The organism is Pantoea sp. RG18 (genome assembly GCF_025910075.1).
Classification (GTDB): domain Bacteria; phylum Pseudomonadota; class Gammaproteobacteria; order Enterobacterales; family Enterobacteriaceae; genus Pantoea; species Pantoea agglomerans.
The window spans coordinates 121331-136622 of record NZ_JAPCIL010000015.1; the positions used below are offsets into that span (position 1 = coordinate 121331).

Below are 15292 nucleotides of genomic sequence, written 5' to 3' on the forward strand. Positions count from 1 at the left end.
GTCACTGTGGAGCAGGTCAGATTTTTATTATGCTGGATAGTGGAAGTGTGACAGAGGGATGAAATGGCGTGACAGGCTGCCACAAAATAAAACAGGGGCATCGGCTGCCCCTGCAGGTAATTATGGTGCGAGCTTTTTCTGGTCTCTTTTGCGGTTAACCCAGGCATTAATCAGCAGGGTTGATGCCAGAATGGCACCGACCACACCCAGCGAGATACCGACCGGGATATGGTAGATGTCGACAATCAGCATCTTAAAGCCGATGAACACCAGCACAATCGCCAGGCCATACTTCAGCATCGAGAACCGTTCCGCCACGTTTGCCAGCAGGAAGTACATGGCACGCAAACCCAGGATAGCGAACAGGTTTGAGGTCAGTACGATAAACGGGTCAGTGGTCACGGCGAAGATCGCCGGGATACTGTCGACCGCAAAGATCACGTCGCTGATTTCTACCATGATCAGCACCAGCAGCAGTGGCGTCGCAAACAGCACGCCGTTTTTGCGGGTGAAGAACTTCTCGCCGTCGAGATCGTCAGTCATGCGCAGATGCTTACGCAGCCAGCGCACCACAGGTTTTTCGCCCACCGCGCTGTCATCCTCTTTCGCCAGCGCCATTTTCACACCGGTGAACAGCAGGAAGGCACCGAACACATAGAGGATCCAGCTGAACTGCGTGACCAGCCAGCTACCGGCGAAGATCATGATGGTACGCAGCACGATAGCGCCTAATACCCCATAGATCAGCACCCGGCGCTGCAGATTGGCCGGAATAGAGAAGTAACTGAACAGCATCAGCCAGACGAAGACGTTATCCACCGCCAGCGCTTTTTCCAGCACGTAACCGGTCAGGAAGGCGAGCGTCTGCGTGTTAGCGACTTCACGTCCCGCGCTGCCCTCCAGATACCACCAGAAGGCGGCGCTGAACAGCAGTGAGACTGAAACCCAGATCAGCGACCAGACGGCCGCCTGCTTGAAAGACATGGTCTGCGCGCCACGGCGTCCCTGCAACAGCAGGTCGATAGCCAGCATGATAAGCACCACAACCGCAAAGCTGCCCCACAGTAAAGGCGTACCCACAGTTTGCATATTCGTATCCTGTCCGAAAAATAAAAAAAAACGGCTGAAGTCAGAAGACGTCAGCCGCTTATTTTTGTGTAAGCAAACCTCGCCTTCCGGCAAGGTCTCACTTACAACACAGAAATTGATTCCGGGTTGCCTGATGACCGGATGCTTTCGCATCGTAATGACGATCAATCAGCTTACAAGTTACTCCCCTTTGCAGGAGGGTAAGTTACGGTTTAGCCGCACAGGAAGCAACACCTCTCAGACATATTTAGAAATATTTACACAGCAGCCTGGTCGGCCGGGAAGATCACGCCGGTCTGGCGGCGTATCTCAGTCAGCAGCGACGCAGTAATCCGCGAAACCTCAAGCGAAGGGTGGTCCACCTGGCGCTGCTCAACCAGCCGGGCAAAAGCGGCGGCCTCATACAGCATGGTGTTGATATGCTGCGGCTGGCTCAGCGTCTGCTTTTCCGCGCCCCGCGGCACAAAAGTCAGCTGCTGGCACTCCGATAACTTCTCTATCACCAGCGCGCCCGCTTCACCCTGAATCTCGCTGGGGAGGCTGGAATCACTCACCTTCGAATGCAGAATCGTTACGTCGAAATCAGCGTAACTCAGCACCACCACGCCGTGCGCGTCCACGCCGCTTGCAAGCAAAGTCGCGCTGGCCTGCACGCGATCTGGCTCGCCCCATAGCGTCACCGCCGAGGCCAGGCAGTAATAACCGATATCCATAATTGAGCCATTCGACCAGCGCGGATCAAAGGTATTGGGGTTCTCGCCGTTGAGATAGCGTGGGTAACGTGAGGAGTACTGGCAGTAATTCAGCAGCGCTTTTCGCAGTTTCCCCACGTCAGGCAGTGCCTGCTGCAGCCGCAGGAAATTCGGCAGGCTGGCAGTTTTAAACGCCTCAAACAGAACCACCTGATGCTCACGGGCGCAGGCGATCATCTGCTCCACTTCTGCCAGGTTAGAGGCCAGCGGTTTTTCGCAAATCACATGCTTGCCGTGCGACATAAAAAGCAGCGCCTGCTGGCAGTGCAGTGCGTTGGGGCTGGCCAGATAGACCGCATCGATCTCCGGACTGGCGGCCAGCGCTTCCAGTGAGGTAAAGGTCTGTTTGCAGGGATAATCGGCGATAAAGGCCTCAGCCTGCTGCTGACTGCGTGAATAGACCGCACAGAGCTTCATCGCTCCGGTTTCATGAGCGGCATCAATAAACTGGCGTGTAATCCAGTTTGTTCCCACAATGGCAAAACGAATCACGTCATCTCTCCGGCAGCTGTAAAGCGGCAGAGTAACATCTCACCCACGCTGTGCAATGGTGCCGGGCGGGCAGGGATTGATCCTGCGATCCGCATTCCAATAATATGCGGAAGCGATGATGTTTATGTACCAACCAGGGAGCGCAGGTGAAAGCAAGTAAGCACGCATTAAACTGGACCACACTTCTGATCGCCATTCCGGTCGGGTGTACGGCGTCGCTGGTGACGCTGGCTTTCCGCGGCGTGATTGAACTGATCAACCATCTGCTGTTTGCCCGCAGTGGCGAAATAACCGAATCCCTGCATCTCTGGCCGTGGATCTTCTGGCCGCTGCTGGTGGGGGCGGGCGGCGTTCTGGCGGGCTATTTTCTGCGTTATGCCGTTGCCATTGAGCAGCAGCAGACGGTGAAAACGGATTACCTTGAAGTGATCAACGCCCGGCTCGATGCGGTGCCGACCCGGACCTCACTGTTCCGTGCCTTATCGTCGATTGCCAGTATCGGCAGCGGCGCGTCGATAGGTAAAGAGGGGCCGATGGTGCAGCTCTCGGCACTATGCGGCAGTGCGATTGGTCGCCTGTTACCGGCCTCACTTAACCTGAAAAACAGTGACGTGGTGGCGATGGCGGCGGCGGCGGGCCTCGCGTCGGTTTACCATGCGCCGCTGGCGTCGGCGATTTTTGTGGCGGAAATCGCCTTCGGCATTTCTGCGTTGCAGCGGCTGATTCCCCTGATCATCGCTGCCGCCACGGCGGTGATGACCATGTGGACGCTGGGTTTTCGCAGCGCGCTCTATCCGCTGGCAGACGCGAACTTCGCTATGGATCTCAGCAGCCTGCTGATGACGGTGGTGATTGGTCTGTGCGCCGGTCTGGCGGGCTGGATCGTGATTAAATGCATCGCCCGCAGCAAAGTGCTGTTCAGCCGGGTCGCCTCCCTGCCGCTGCGCCTCGGGGCGGGCGGCTTTGCGGTCGGCTTACTGGCGCTGATCTCCACTGATATCCTCGGCAACGGCTACGAGGTGATCGTCAAAGTGATGGCAGGGCACTACCTGCTGCCGGGTCTGCTGCTGTTGCTGGTGCTGAAAACCCTTGCTACCAGCCTGTCGGTAGGGTCGAACGCCGTCGGCGGACTCTTTACCCCTTCGCTGCTGATTGGCGCGCTGCTGGGGGTGATCATCGCGACGGTGGGTGCGGCGCTGCATCTGCCGCTCGGCAATGTGCTGCTCTATGCCGCGATTGGTATGGCGGCGGTGCTGGCGGCGGTCAGTCAGGCGCCGTTGATGGCGATGCTGATGGTGCTGGAGATGACACTCAACAGCAGCCTGCTGTTTCCGCTGATGATCGCCACGGTGCTGGCGTCGATGGTGGTCTATCGCCTGCAATCCGCCAGTACTTATCCGGTCGTGAGTCATCACTTCAGCCGTTCAGAAGCGAAATATGATTTCGATAACATGCGCATTGCCGAGCTGATTATTGCGGGTGCGGCGTTGCAGCCGGAGGAGTCGGTGGGGCAGGCGCTGGCGGTCAGCTCCCTGAAGCGTGAACGCTATGTTTATGTGATCAACGCCGCGGGCGCTTTCCTTGGCGTGGTCTCGATTCATGAGATTTCGCGCCGGGTGCTGGCCCAGGAGATCACCCTCGACTCACCGGTGCAGTGCGTGATGGATCAGGATTTCCCGGTGGTGTATCAGAATCAGAGTATGCGTGAGGGATGGGAAGCCTTTGCGGCGGTGACGCTGGAGCGGTTGCCGGTGCTCAACAATCCGCAGGAACGGCGCTTTCTGGGGGCGCTGACCAAAACCAGTCTGATTCAGAAAGCGCAGGAGTTTCTTTAAGCCGCGTTGCCGCGCATCGCCTGGTCCGTCATCCACAGTCGCGCATCAAATTCGAGCTGGTGATAATCCGGCTCCATATGGCAGCAGAGCTGGTAGAACGCCTTATCGTGATCTTTCTCTTTAAGGTGTGCCAGCTCATGCACCACGATCATCCGCAGAAACGGCTCTGGCGCGAGGCGGAAAAAGGTCGAGATACGGATTTCCGCTTTCGCCTTAAGCTTACCGCCCTGAATCCGTGAGATGGCTGTGTGCAGTCCGAGTGCATGCTTCATCACCTTAATCTTGTTATCCCACATCACTTTGCTGATCGGCGGCGCATTGCGCATATAGCGATTTTTCAGCGCCTGCGTGTAGTCATACAGCGCTTTATCACTCATCACGTCGTGGGTGTCGGGATAACGTTCCTGCAGGAACGCACCTAAGCGCTGATGGGCGATCAATGACTGAACCTGCTCAAGAAGGGGGGCAGGATAACCCTGAAGGTAGATCAGTGAGGACATTAGGGATTCCAGGCGAAAGACAGTATACTGCGCCCCCGATTTTGGGACGAAAATCAACCAAAGTGTACCACGCCGGAGAATTCATGAGCCAACTTGAACTGAACGATCGCACACTGATCCTGCATCGCTTCCCGCAGATGCGTGACGAAAGTCCATTACAAGCCTGGGATGCGGCTGATGAATATCTGTTACAGCAGGCGCTGCCAGAGGGGCCGGTGCTGGTCTTCAACGACAGTTTCGGGGCCTTAACCTGCGCCCTGAATTCGCGTACCGTCTGGCACGTCAGCGACTCCTGGCTGAGCCAGCAGGCCGCCCGTCAGAACCTGACCTTTAATGGGCTGGATGACAGCAACGTTCACTTTGTTGATAGCCTGGCTGAACTGCCTGCTTCACCTGCGGCTGTGCTGATCAAGGTGCCTAAAACCCTGGCGCTGCTGGAGCACCAGCTGCGCGCCATTCGCGAAGTTGTCACGCCTGATACGGTTATTCTGGCGGCGGCGCGCGCCAAAGAGATCCATAACTCTACCCTGCAGCTGTTCGAACAGATCATTGGTGAAACCAAAACCTCACTGGCGTGGAAAAAAGCGCGTCTGATCTACAGCCAGTTCAGCAAGCCTGCACTGCGTGAGGCCACGCCGACGCTGGTCTGGCCGCTGGATGGTACCCCTTATCAGATTCACAACTACGCCAACGTCTTTTCACGCGCTTCGCTGGATATCGGCGCACGGCTTTTTGTGCAGCATCTGCCGGAAAACATTGAGGGCGAGATTGTCGATCTCGGCTGTGGTAACGGCGTGGTGGGACTGGTGGCGCTGGAGCAGAACCCGCAGGCCGAGGTGCATTTCCTTGATGAGTCTTACATGGCGGTCGCTTCCAGCAAGCTTAACGTGGAAGTGAACCGTCCTGAGGATTTGTCACGCTGTCAGTTCCTGGTGAACAACGTGCTGAGCGGCTATCCGTCAGATCGGCTGCACGCGGTGCTGTGCAACCCGCCGTTCCACCAGCAGCACGCGGTGACCGATCACCTGGCATGGCAGATGTTCCGTGATGCCAAACGCTGCCTTCAGTATGGCGGCGAGTTGCGCATTGTCGGCAACCGCCACCTCGATTATCACCACAAGCTGAAGAAGCTGTTTGGTAACTGTACGCTGATCGCCTCTAACCAGAAGTTCGTGGTGCTGCGCGCGGTGAAAATGCGCTAGTCAGACGGTTAATGCCAGCTGCGTCGCCTGCGCAATCGCACGGCGCGCATCCAGCTCCTGCGCCACATCTGCACCGCCGATGACTGTCACCCTCTGTCCTTTTGCACGCAGCGCGGCTTCCAGTTCGCGCTGCGGCTCCTGTCCGGCACAGATAATCACATTATCGACCTCCAGCAACAGCGTTTCGCCGTTGCGCCGCAGATGCAGGCCGCTGTCATCAATCGCCAGATACTCAACGCCGCCCCACATCTCAACGCCCTGCGCCTGCAGACTGGCGCGATGGATCCAGCCGGTGGTTTTTGCCAGCCCGGCACCCGGTTTTCCCGATCGGCGTTGCAGCAGCCAGATTTGCCGTAACGCAGCAGGCGGCTCGGGTTTCATCACGCCGCCACGCTGCGTCAGGCTGTGGTCGATGCCCCATTCGGCATAAAACGCCGCCAGATCTTCGTCATGGGATGGCTGTGACAGATACTCCGCCACATCAAAGCCAATACCGCCTGCGCCGATAATCGCTACCCGTTTACCTACCGGGCGCTTATCGCGCAGCACCTCCAGATAGCTCAGCACGCTGGGGTGGTCGATGCCCGGAATATCGGGCGTACGCGGCTGAATGCCGGTCGCCAGCACCACTTCATCGGCGTCACTCAACTGATCCGCCGTTACCCGACTGCCTGTCTGAACCGTCACGCCTGCGGCCGCCAGCTCATGCCGGAAATAGCGCAGCGTTTCGCTGAATTCCGATTTGCCAGGGATCAGCCGTGCAAGATTGAACTGGCCGCCTATCTCCGGCGCGGCCTCATAGAGTGTTACCTGATGACCGCGCTGCGCCGCCTGCAGCGCAAACGCCATGCCGGCCGGACCGGCACCCACTACGGCCAGCATGCGCGGGGCGGTGCTGGCGATGACCGGCATCAGCGACTCATGGCAGGCGCGCGGATTGACCAGGCAGGAGGTAATTTTACCGGCGAACACCTGATCGAGGCAGGCCTGATTACAGGCAATGCAGGTGTTGATGCTGTCCGGTTCACCGCGCTGTGCTTTAGTGACAAAGGCGGGATCGGCGAGAAAAGGGCGCGCCATCGACACCATATCGGCGCAGCCGGACTGCAACAGCTGCTCGGCGACGGCGGGATGGTTGATGCGATTAGTAGCGATGACCGGTACCTTCACCTGTTCACGCAGGCGCTGCGTCACCCACGCAAAGGCCGCACGCGGCACGCAGGTGGCGATGGTCGGGATGCGCGCCTCGTGCCAGCCAATACCGGTATTAAACAGCGTGACGCCGCACTGCTCCAGTTCGCCCGCCAGCAACAGCGTCTCCTCCAGCGTGCTGCCCTCTTCGATCAGATCGAGCATCGACAACCGGAAGATGATGATAAAGGCGTCACCGGTCGCGGCGCGAACGGCGCGGGTAATCGCCAGCGCGAACTGCATCCGCTGCCGGAAGTCGCCACCCCAGCGGTCGGTGCGCTGATTGGTGTGCTTTACCAGAAACTGATTAATCAGGTAGCCTTCGGAACCCATGATCTCCACGCCATCGTAGCCCGCCTGCTGTGCCAGTCGGGCGCAGCGGGCAAAGTCATCAATGGTCTGTTCAATCGCCGCCTCGCTCATCGCCTGTGGCGTAAACGGGTTAATCGGCGCCTGGCGTGCCGAGGGCGCAACCAGATCGGGCTGATAGCTGTAACGACCGGTATGCAGGATCTGCAGGGCGATTTTGCCCTGATGCTGATGTACCGCCTCCGTGATCTGCCGGTGCCAGTCACATTGCGTCTCGTCGGTGAGCATCGCGCCATGCGCGGTGGTGACACCCTGGGCATTGGGGGCGATGCCGCCGGTGACGATCAGCGCGACGCCTTCACGCGCCCGCTCGCCGTAAAAAGCCGCCAGCCGGGCTGCACCATCCGGGTGTTCTTCCAGTCCGGTGTGCATCGACCCCATCAGGAAGCGGTTTTTCAGTCGGGTAAAGCCAAGGTCCAGCGGCGTAAACAGCGCAGGATAGTCAGGATTGACGGACATGATAGTCACTCACGGTAAAGTGGTCGGATGAGTTCACTCTAGCCACTTCTGCGTTAAAAAAAAGTGAAAGAATGTCAGGGTGTGAGTGAAATCATAAACAACGGCAGGGGAGTGAGGTGAGTAACAAAGAGTGGGCGGAGGTCGCCCGTGCCTTGCGCAAAGAGGTTAAGACCGTCATCCGTGGCCCGCGTAGCTTCGCGACAGGCGTCAGCGCCCGTCGCTGTTCAGGTTCCGCTACATGCTGTCAGCGCGGTGCCAGAAAACCCATTAACGTCGACGGATCCACGAATAGCGGGAGTGATAGCCGCTGCTGTGGTGGGTATTGAAGCGGTAGCTTGAACCGCTTTCGGCCATGCAGTAGGTGCAGACATTGACGTTATCGATCTGCGCAGCCGGCACACCCGCGTTTATCAGCAAATGCGTTGCCAGCGCAGGCAGATCGAACCAGACACCCTGCTGGCGGGCAGCGGCCTGTGGACGTTGCGCCAGAGGATTAACCGGCTGGTTCTGGTGCCAGCGCAGCCCGCTGGCCAATGCCGGGTTCTGCGCAATCTCCGCCAGCTGCGGTTCGGCCAGTTCATAACAGCAGGGGCCCATCGCCGGACCGATCGCCACCATCAGGTTCTGCGGCTCACAGCCCTGTTCGCACAGTTTTTCAACCGCGCGGGTCAGCACACCCGCCAGCGTACCTTTGAGTCCGGCATGAACCGCGGCCACGATCCGCTGCTGGCGATCGGCGAACAGCACTGGCAGGCAGTCGGCAGTGTAGACCGCCACCGGGCGCGTCCCGCTGCCGATCACGCCATCAGACTCGCAGCTTTTGGGTGGGATGTTCTCGATATCGGTGACCACGGTCGCGCTGTGGCGCTGATGTCCATAGGCGGCATCAGCGGGTGGGGGCTCTCCGGCTGGCTGAAACGCATATTCGAGCCACTCCAGCGAATCGAGCAATGGCGAGCGCGGGATCACGGCCATAGGAATCTCCTGTTATAACAGCGTGCGTTGGGCTGCCCACAGCTTACGTTAACTGCTACATTTTTGAAGCTTCTCCTCAGACCTTTCTCACCTTAAGGATGAAATGATGAAAACCTCCGCAAAACTGGCTGCATCCGGACTGGTCGCGCTGCTGCTTACCGGCTGCGCCTCGTCGACACATCAGACCGCGCAGCAGCAACTCGGCCAGCAATCGGTGCTGGCGGTAAACTGGTTCCAGCAGTCTGGTGAATATCAGGCGCTGACCTGGCAGGCATTTAATACCGCGCGTATGGCGTTTGATCAGGCCCCCTCGCTGACTGGCAAACCCAAAGCGGTGATTGTCGATCTGGATGAGACGATGCTGGATAACAGTGCCTACAGCGCGTGGCAGGCGAAGAACGGCCAGCCGTTCAGCAGCAAAACCTGGTCAGCCTGGACACAGGCGCGGCAGGCGAAAGCGGTGCCGGGCGCGATAGAGTTTGCGCGTCATGTCACACAGAATGGCGGCACGCTGTTCTATGTGTCGAACCGCGATCAGAAAGATTACGCGGCCACGGTCGCTAACATGCAGCAGCTCGGCTTTCCCAACGTCAGCGATAAAACGGTACGTCTGAATACTGACAGCTCCAATAAGCAGGCGCGTTTCGATGCCATTAAAAATGCCGGCTATAACGTGGTGCTCTACGTTGGCGATAACCTCAACGATTTTGGTGGCGCGACCTGGCATCAGGGTAATCAGACGCGTCGTGATTTTGTGAATCTTAACCATCAGCAGTTTGGAACGCAGTTCATCGTGCTGCCGAATCCGCTCTACGGCGACTGGGAGAGCGGAATGGCGGAAAACTACAATAAACTGACGCCCGAACAGCAGCTGTCTGTGCGGGAATCGCGCCTGCAAAGCTGGAACGGTAAATAATTCGTCAAGAAAAAGAGCCTGACCGTGTCAGGCTCTGTTAAAACATGGTCCTGATTTACTTTCTCCCGTCACTATTTTGCTGCAAATTAAATTAATTATCTCTTGCTTCATTCTTATCTAAAATCAGGCATATCTGACTGGCTATCAGCAATTAAGCCGGTTGATCGTGCTAATGGTTAATTTTTTAATTAAGAGTATTCCTGGTAAAAAGCAGGCCGGTTGGTATGGCAGTGAATATCCCCTTGGTTAATGATTGTATTTTTTTGTCAGCAATAACTTTAGTTTATTATCTTTTATATTTTAATCTATTGATATTATTGATCTTAAAATGGTTTCCGCTAATTATTTCACTTCTCTGCTGCTTAATTAAATTTACTTACCCCTGACTCTTACTGACGCCAGATTGACAAATAGCATGATGTTAAAGTGCTGTGAAATATTGCTCGTGCATTGGTAATGGTTAGCGGCTATAACCTTTTTCTGTGACTCAGTTCTTATTTACCTGGCGGCTCACGCTTTATTTGTGAGCCGATACACTTTGTGGTTAGCCAGGATGCGACATCCCGGTAGTAGAGAGAAGATGATTGTGACGACACTTAAACCCTTATTAGCGAAAAATCGCAGTTGGGCATTACAGCGCCGCCAGCGTAATCCAGACTACTTTAAAAAATTCCTTCATCAGCAAAAGCCGCACTCACTCTGGATAGGTTGTTCTGATAGTCGCGTTCCGGCAGAAGTCTTAACCGGCTCCCATCCTGGCGAACTCTTTGTGCATCGTAATATCGCCAACATGGTGATTGAGGACGATGACAATTTACTGAGCGTGCTGCAATACGCGCTCTTCTTTCTCGGTGTAAAACGCATTGTATTAAGCGGCCACTATGGCTGCGGTGGGGTGGAAGCCGCGCAGAATCTGCCGGGTAGCGTGCTGGACGGGCAGGAGAGCGCGCTGGCGAGACGCATTCAGACGCTGCGTCATGACATTCAGCATGGCCTGGCGGAAAGCCCCCCTTCAGACGCGGAGCCGGGTGAACAGCTCGATCGGCTGGTTGAGGCCAACGTTAAGGCGCAATTCGCCAGACTGGTGAAATCTGAACCGGTCCGGCAAATCTGGCAATCGGGCCAGGAACTGGAGGTGTTTGGTTGTGTGTATGACCTGCGCTCCGGCCATCTTAAAGAGCTGATTCATCAATCTGCAGAGGAACCTTCATTATGAACCTCGATACCCTGCGTCGCGACATTCCTGCGGGTCTGGTGGTGTTTCTGGTCGCCTTACCGCTCTGTCTTGGCATCGCACAGGCCAGCGGATTACCGCCGTTTGCCGGTCTGCTGACCGGTGTGATTGGCGGCCTGGTGGTCACATCACTGAGTCCGTCCCGGTTTGCCGTCAGCGGCCCGGCGGCAGGCCTGGTCACCATCGTCGTCGCCTCAATGGCGTCTCTGGGCAGCTTTTCCGCCTTTCTCACCGCGCTGATTATCGCCGGAGCACTGCAATGTCTGTTTGGCCTGCTGCGTGCCGGACGGTTTATTTCGCTGGTGCCGGGCAGCGTCATCAAAGGGATGCTGGCAGCGATCGGTTTGCTGCTGATCATGCAGCAGATCCCGGTGGCGCTGGGAGCCGCGGGCGATGCGGAGCTGGTTTCACTGGTGACCGGTGAGATGACCTTCTCGCTGCCTGCGGTAGCGGTAGCGGGTGTCGGTCTGGCCATTTTATGTCTCTGGACCACCGCACCGGTGAAGCGGATCAAAGCGCTGGCCTGGATCCCTGGGCCGCTGATTGCCGTGCTGATAGGCTGCCTTGCTACCGTCGTGGGTGGACGGCTGTTCCCGGAGATGACCAGCGGTCTGGCGCGCATTTCGTTGCCCGCTTTTGACAGCATTTCTGCGCTGGTAGCAGAGCTGGAAACGCCCGACTGGATGGCCTGGCAGAATCCGCAGGTCTGGGTCGTTGCGGTGACCTTAGCCCTGGTCGCCAGTCTGGAAACGCTGCTGAGTCAGGAGGCGCTGAAAAAACTGCGTCCTCAGACGCCCGCGCCATCGCCTAACAAAGAGATGTTCGCGCAGGGCATCGGTAACCTGGCGGCCGGTTTTCTTGGCGCGATGCCGATAACGGCGGTGATCGTGCGCAGTTCGGTTAACGTCAGTGCGGGCGCGCAGACCAAACTGTCGATCTTCATTCACGGTGTGCTGCTGCTGATTTGCGGTATGTGGTTCAGTGAGATGCTGAACGCCATTCCGCTGGCCAGCCTCGCTGCCGTGCTGCTCTATACCGGCTACAAGCTGGCGACACCCAAACTGTTTATTGAGCAGTTCCGGATGGGCGCCCAGCAGTACGTGCCGTTTCTGGCCACCATCGTCGGTATTATCACGTTGGGCATGCTGGTCGGGATTGGTATCGGCATCGCCACGCAGATCCTCTATAGCATCTATAAGAGCCATCGCAACGCGCTGCAGCTCACCCGCTATGACGACCACTACGTGCTGCGCTTTCAGCAGAACCTGACCTTTATGCACAATCCAAAGCTTCAGGGATTGCTGGATGAGATCCCGGAGAACAGCGTCGTCATCGTCGATAACGACAATGCGGAATATATCGATCCCGACGTCAAAGCGGTGCTGAAAGATTTTGGCGATAACGCCGACAAACGCGGCATTCGCCTGAGTCAGTGGCCGGTTGCCGTAAAATAGCGTTTAGCGCAACGGTAAAGTCGTCAGAACAGCAAAAATCGGATATCTCGGATATCCGATTTTTTTATTTGCGATGCATAATAGAGCCCCAGTTTTTGCTGTCATCTGATGGGTTTAGCCTCAAAACGGTAACTTTTCTGAGTTAGCCCATGAAACGAGGTTTTATCGCCGGATGACATTGAGGATATTCAGGATTTAATCATTCTGACACCACGCGCCTGTCCAGGCTGGCGTGGACAGCCAGCCTCTCTGTGACAAGGTCCGGATGTATGCGCATACAGCTGTTTGAAGAGCACAACGTTAAGAAGAACGCATTTTCACTGTTTTTAATCACGTTGCTGTTTTGCTTTATCGGCGGACACCTGCGCTTTCCACAGGAGCTGTCGCTGTTCTGGCCGGTCAACGCGATCGTCACTGGCGTGATCGTCCGGAATCCTTTTCTTCATCAGACCCGCTATTACCTGGCCACCTTTGCTGCGATGGTGTTTAACGACATCGTTTTTTCAGGCTGGGCGCTCTCTGCTTTTACCCTCAACATGGCGAATCTTCTGTTTGTGCTGGTGGCGGTGACGCTGCTGGTAAAACATCTTCAGCACGACTCCGGCAGCGAGCGTATAACCAGCGTGCTGCGCATTTTTCCGGCCTGTCTGCTGGCCGGACTGGCCTGCGCCAGCTGGGGGGCGCTGGCGCAGCAGGCCGATTTTAACAGCGGGCTGGTGACGGCCTGGGGCGAATGGTTCAGCGAACAGTTCTCAACCGGGCTGATGCTGCTGCCCTTTTTGCTGACGCGCGACTGGGCGTCGCTGTCGCCCCGGCAGTTTATGCAGATGCGCAAGCTGGCACCGGTTGTCGCCGTGATTTTTTCGCTGATGATTGGCGCGATGATGGGCGGCGCAGGCAGCCTGACGTTCCCGGTTCCGGCGCTGGTCTGGTGCGCCATCGTGCTGCCGATGCCGCTCACCAGTCTGGTGATTTTGCTCACCGGCATTAGCGAAATCATTCTGGTTTCGCATGGCGTGATGAATATCCAGGGCGATGACAATATGCTGCCGATCACCCATCTGACCTCGGCACGGCTGGGCGTGGCGACCATTGCGATCAGCCCGCTGATTGTGGCGGTGAGCATGGATGCGATTCGCCAGCTCAACCAGCGTCTGGCGCTGCGCGCCAACTATGACTTCCTGACGCGGCTGCTGTCGCGTTCCGGCCTCTATGAAAGTCTGCGTGCTGAGCCGATCTTCCCGGACCGCCGGGTGGGCGTGATCCTGCTGGATGTCGACTACTTTAAAGCGATTAACGACAATTTTGGTCATGATGCGGGTGACAGCGTGCTGGAAGAGATCGCCCGCCGTATGCAGCGCGTCGTGGGTAAAGAGGGGCGCATCTGCCGTTTTGGCGGCGAAGAGTTTGCGGTGGTGCTGTTCGACCAGAATCCGGAAAAGCTCTACTTTCTTGCTGAGAGCATCCGGCAGAAGATGGCGAAAGAAAAGTTCTGGCTGCAGGGCAGTACGGCCACGGTCACTGTCAGTCTGGGGCTGGCGCATGGCTGTGCCGGTGAGGCGACGGAGTGGCACCGCGTGATCAACCGGCTGATTTCTGCAGCCGATAAAAATCTCTATCTGTCGAAACGCAATGGCCGCAATCAGACCTCGCCGGTTAACTACCGTGCCATCACCAGCGACGTGGCATAACGCCACGCCGCCGGGTTCTGTCAGCTGACGCTGCTTTTCAGGGTACTGGCCTGCTGGTGGCGTTCAATTGCCAGGTCGATCAGGCGACTGATCAGATCCTGATAGCTGAGTCCGGCTGCCTGCCACAGTTTCGGATACATGCTGATATTGGTGAAGCCGGGCAGGGTATTCACTTCGTTGACGATAATTTCGCCATCGGCAGTTAAAAACACATCGACGCGCGCCATGCCAAAGCACTCCAGCGCGGTAAAGGCTTTGATGGCAACCTCACGTATCGCATCGCTGGTTTCCGATGAAATAGCCGCCGGGACCACCGTCTGCGCACCGCTCTCAGAGATATATTTGGTGTCATACGAGTAGAAGGCGTCATGCACCACCACCTCACCGCAGGGGCTGGCTTCAGGGGCATCGTTGCCCAGCACCGCACACTCGATCTCGCGACCTTTGATACCCTGCTCAATCAGCACCTTGCGGTCAAAGGAGAAGGCCAGCGCCAGCGCGGCATCAAACTCTTCAATGCTGTCCACTTTGCTGACGCCCACGGATGAACCCTGGTTGGCGGGTTTGATAAACAGCGGCAGGCCAAAGCGGGCAATGACTGCGCTGGCGTCCAGCTGTGCGCGCTGGGCCTGGGTGACGCTCACCCACGGCGCGACGTTGAGGCCTGCGTCGCGCAGCAGGCGTTTGGTAAAATCTTTATCCATGCTGACCGCAGAGCCCAGCACGTCGGAACCGACAAAAGGTAACGAGGCCATACGCAACAGGCCCTGCAGGGAGCCATCTTCACCCAGCGTACCGTGCACGATAGGGAAAATAACGTCGATCTGCGACAGCGGATGGGCGTTATGACGGGTGATGATCTGCTGCTGAGTCGTGCCGGGCACCAGCGCCACATCTTCAGCGGCGTGATTCAGCGCGATCAGCGCCGGATTTTCAGCGTTAAGTAAGAAGTTTGAAGCATCGTTAAGACGCCAGTGTCCCTGCTTATCAATGCCCAGCAGCACCACGTCAAACCTGGTTTTGTCGATCGCCTCAAGGATATTTTTGGCCGACTGTAACGACACCTCATGCTCAGCCGATTTCCCGCCAAACACGATCCCTACCCGCAACTTTGTCATCAATTTTGCCCACTG

Annotated in this window: 12 protein-coding genes; 6 read left to right on the top strand and 6 right to left on the bottom strand. The window is 57.1% G+C overall.

Features of this window, described 5'->3' with window-relative positions:
- Positions 1-120: 120 nt before the first annotated feature.
- Positions 121-1089, bottom strand: a complete 969-nt coding sequence (locus OK409_RS16895; RefSeq protein WP_010256559.1) for a TerC family protein — start codon at positions 1087-1089, stop codon at positions 121-123.
- 257 nt (positions 1090-1346) lie between these two features.
- On the bottom strand, positions 1347-2333 hold the full coding sequence (locus tag OK409_RS16900) for a Gfo/Idh/MocA family protein (RefSeq protein ID WP_182500818.1): 987 nt from the start codon (positions 2331-2333) through the stop codon (positions 1347-1349).
- 146 nt (positions 2334-2479) lie between these two features.
- Between OK409_RS16900 and OK409_RS16905 the strand changes: the two genes are divergently transcribed.
- A complete protein-coding gene (locus OK409_RS16905) occupies positions 2480-4168 on the top strand; it encodes a chloride channel protein (protein WP_264367250.1) in 1689 nt (562 codons plus the stop codon).
- On the opposite strand, the gene OK409_RS16910 is transcribed toward OK409_RS16905, so the two are convergent.
- The gene (locus tag OK409_RS16910) at positions 4165-4668 is read right to left on the bottom strand and encodes a M48 family metallopeptidase (protein WP_010256568.1); all 504 of its coding nucleotides are present in this window, start codon (positions 4666-4668) and stop codon (positions 4165-4167) included. The two genes, OK409_RS16905 and OK409_RS16910, sit on opposite strands and share 4 nt — an antisense overlap.
- A gap of 83 nt (positions 4669-4751) precedes the next feature.
- Between OK409_RS16910 and rlmG the strand changes: the two genes are divergently transcribed.
- Positions 4752-5870, top strand: a complete 1119-nt coding sequence (rlmG, locus tag OK409_RS16915; protein ID WP_115387154.1) for a 23S rRNA (guanine(1835)-N(2))-methyltransferase RlmG — start codon at positions 4752-4754, stop codon at positions 5868-5870.
- Here the strand turns inward: rlmG and OK409_RS16920 are convergent, their stop codons facing one another.
- Together OK409_RS16920 and OK409_RS16925 are read right to left on the bottom strand one after the other, a co-directional pair.
- Complete coding sequence (locus OK409_RS16920; RefSeq protein WP_264367251.1) at positions 5871-7889, bottom strand: NADPH-dependent 2,4-dienoyl-CoA reductase; 2019 nt, start codon at positions 7887-7889, stop codon at positions 5871-5873.
- A 267-nt stretch (positions 7890-8156) separates the two neighbouring features.
- A complete protein-coding gene (locus OK409_RS16925) occupies positions 8157-8864 on the bottom strand; it encodes a polyphenol oxidase family protein (RefSeq protein WP_157353769.1) in 708 nt (235 codons plus the stop codon).
- Positions 8865-8970: 106 nt separating this feature from the next.
- On the opposite strand from OK409_RS16925, the gene OK409_RS16930 reads away from it, so the two are divergent.
- From OK409_RS16930 to OK409_RS16945, 4 genes are all read left to right on the top strand, one after another.
- Positions 8971-9780 (top strand): 5'-nucleotidase, lipoprotein e(P4) family, encoded by an 810-nt coding sequence (locus OK409_RS16930; RefSeq protein ID WP_010699771.1) that lies wholly within the window; start codon positions 8971-8973, stop codon positions 9778-9780.
- A 580-nt stretch (positions 9781-10360) separates the two neighbouring features.
- Positions 10361-10996: a carbonic anhydrase gene (locus tag OK409_RS16935; RefSeq protein WP_029519418.1), complete on the top strand. Its 636-nt coding sequence runs from the start codon at positions 10361-10363 to the stop codon at positions 10994-10996.
- Positions 10993-12468, top strand: coding sequence for a SulP family inorganic anion transporter (locus tag OK409_RS16940; protein ID WP_010256584.1), 1476 nt, complete (start codon positions 10993-10995; stop codon positions 12466-12468). Before OK409_RS16935 ends, OK409_RS16940 begins: the two co-directional genes overlap by 4 nt.
- 269 nt (positions 12469-12737) lie before the next feature.
- Entirely contained in the window at positions 12738-14159 is a 1422-nt protein-coding gene (locus tag OK409_RS16945; protein ID WP_122889574.1) for a GGDEF domain-containing protein, read from the top strand.
- A gap of 20 nt (positions 14160-14179) precedes the next feature.
- Here the strand turns inward: OK409_RS16945 and ddlA are convergent, their stop codons facing one another.
- On the bottom strand, positions 14180-15277 hold the full coding sequence (gene ddlA, locus OK409_RS16950) for a D-alanine--D-alanine ligase (protein ID WP_033785579.1): 1098 nt from the start codon (positions 15275-15277) through the stop codon (positions 14180-14182).
- Between the last annotated feature and the right edge of the window lie 15 nt (positions 15278-15292).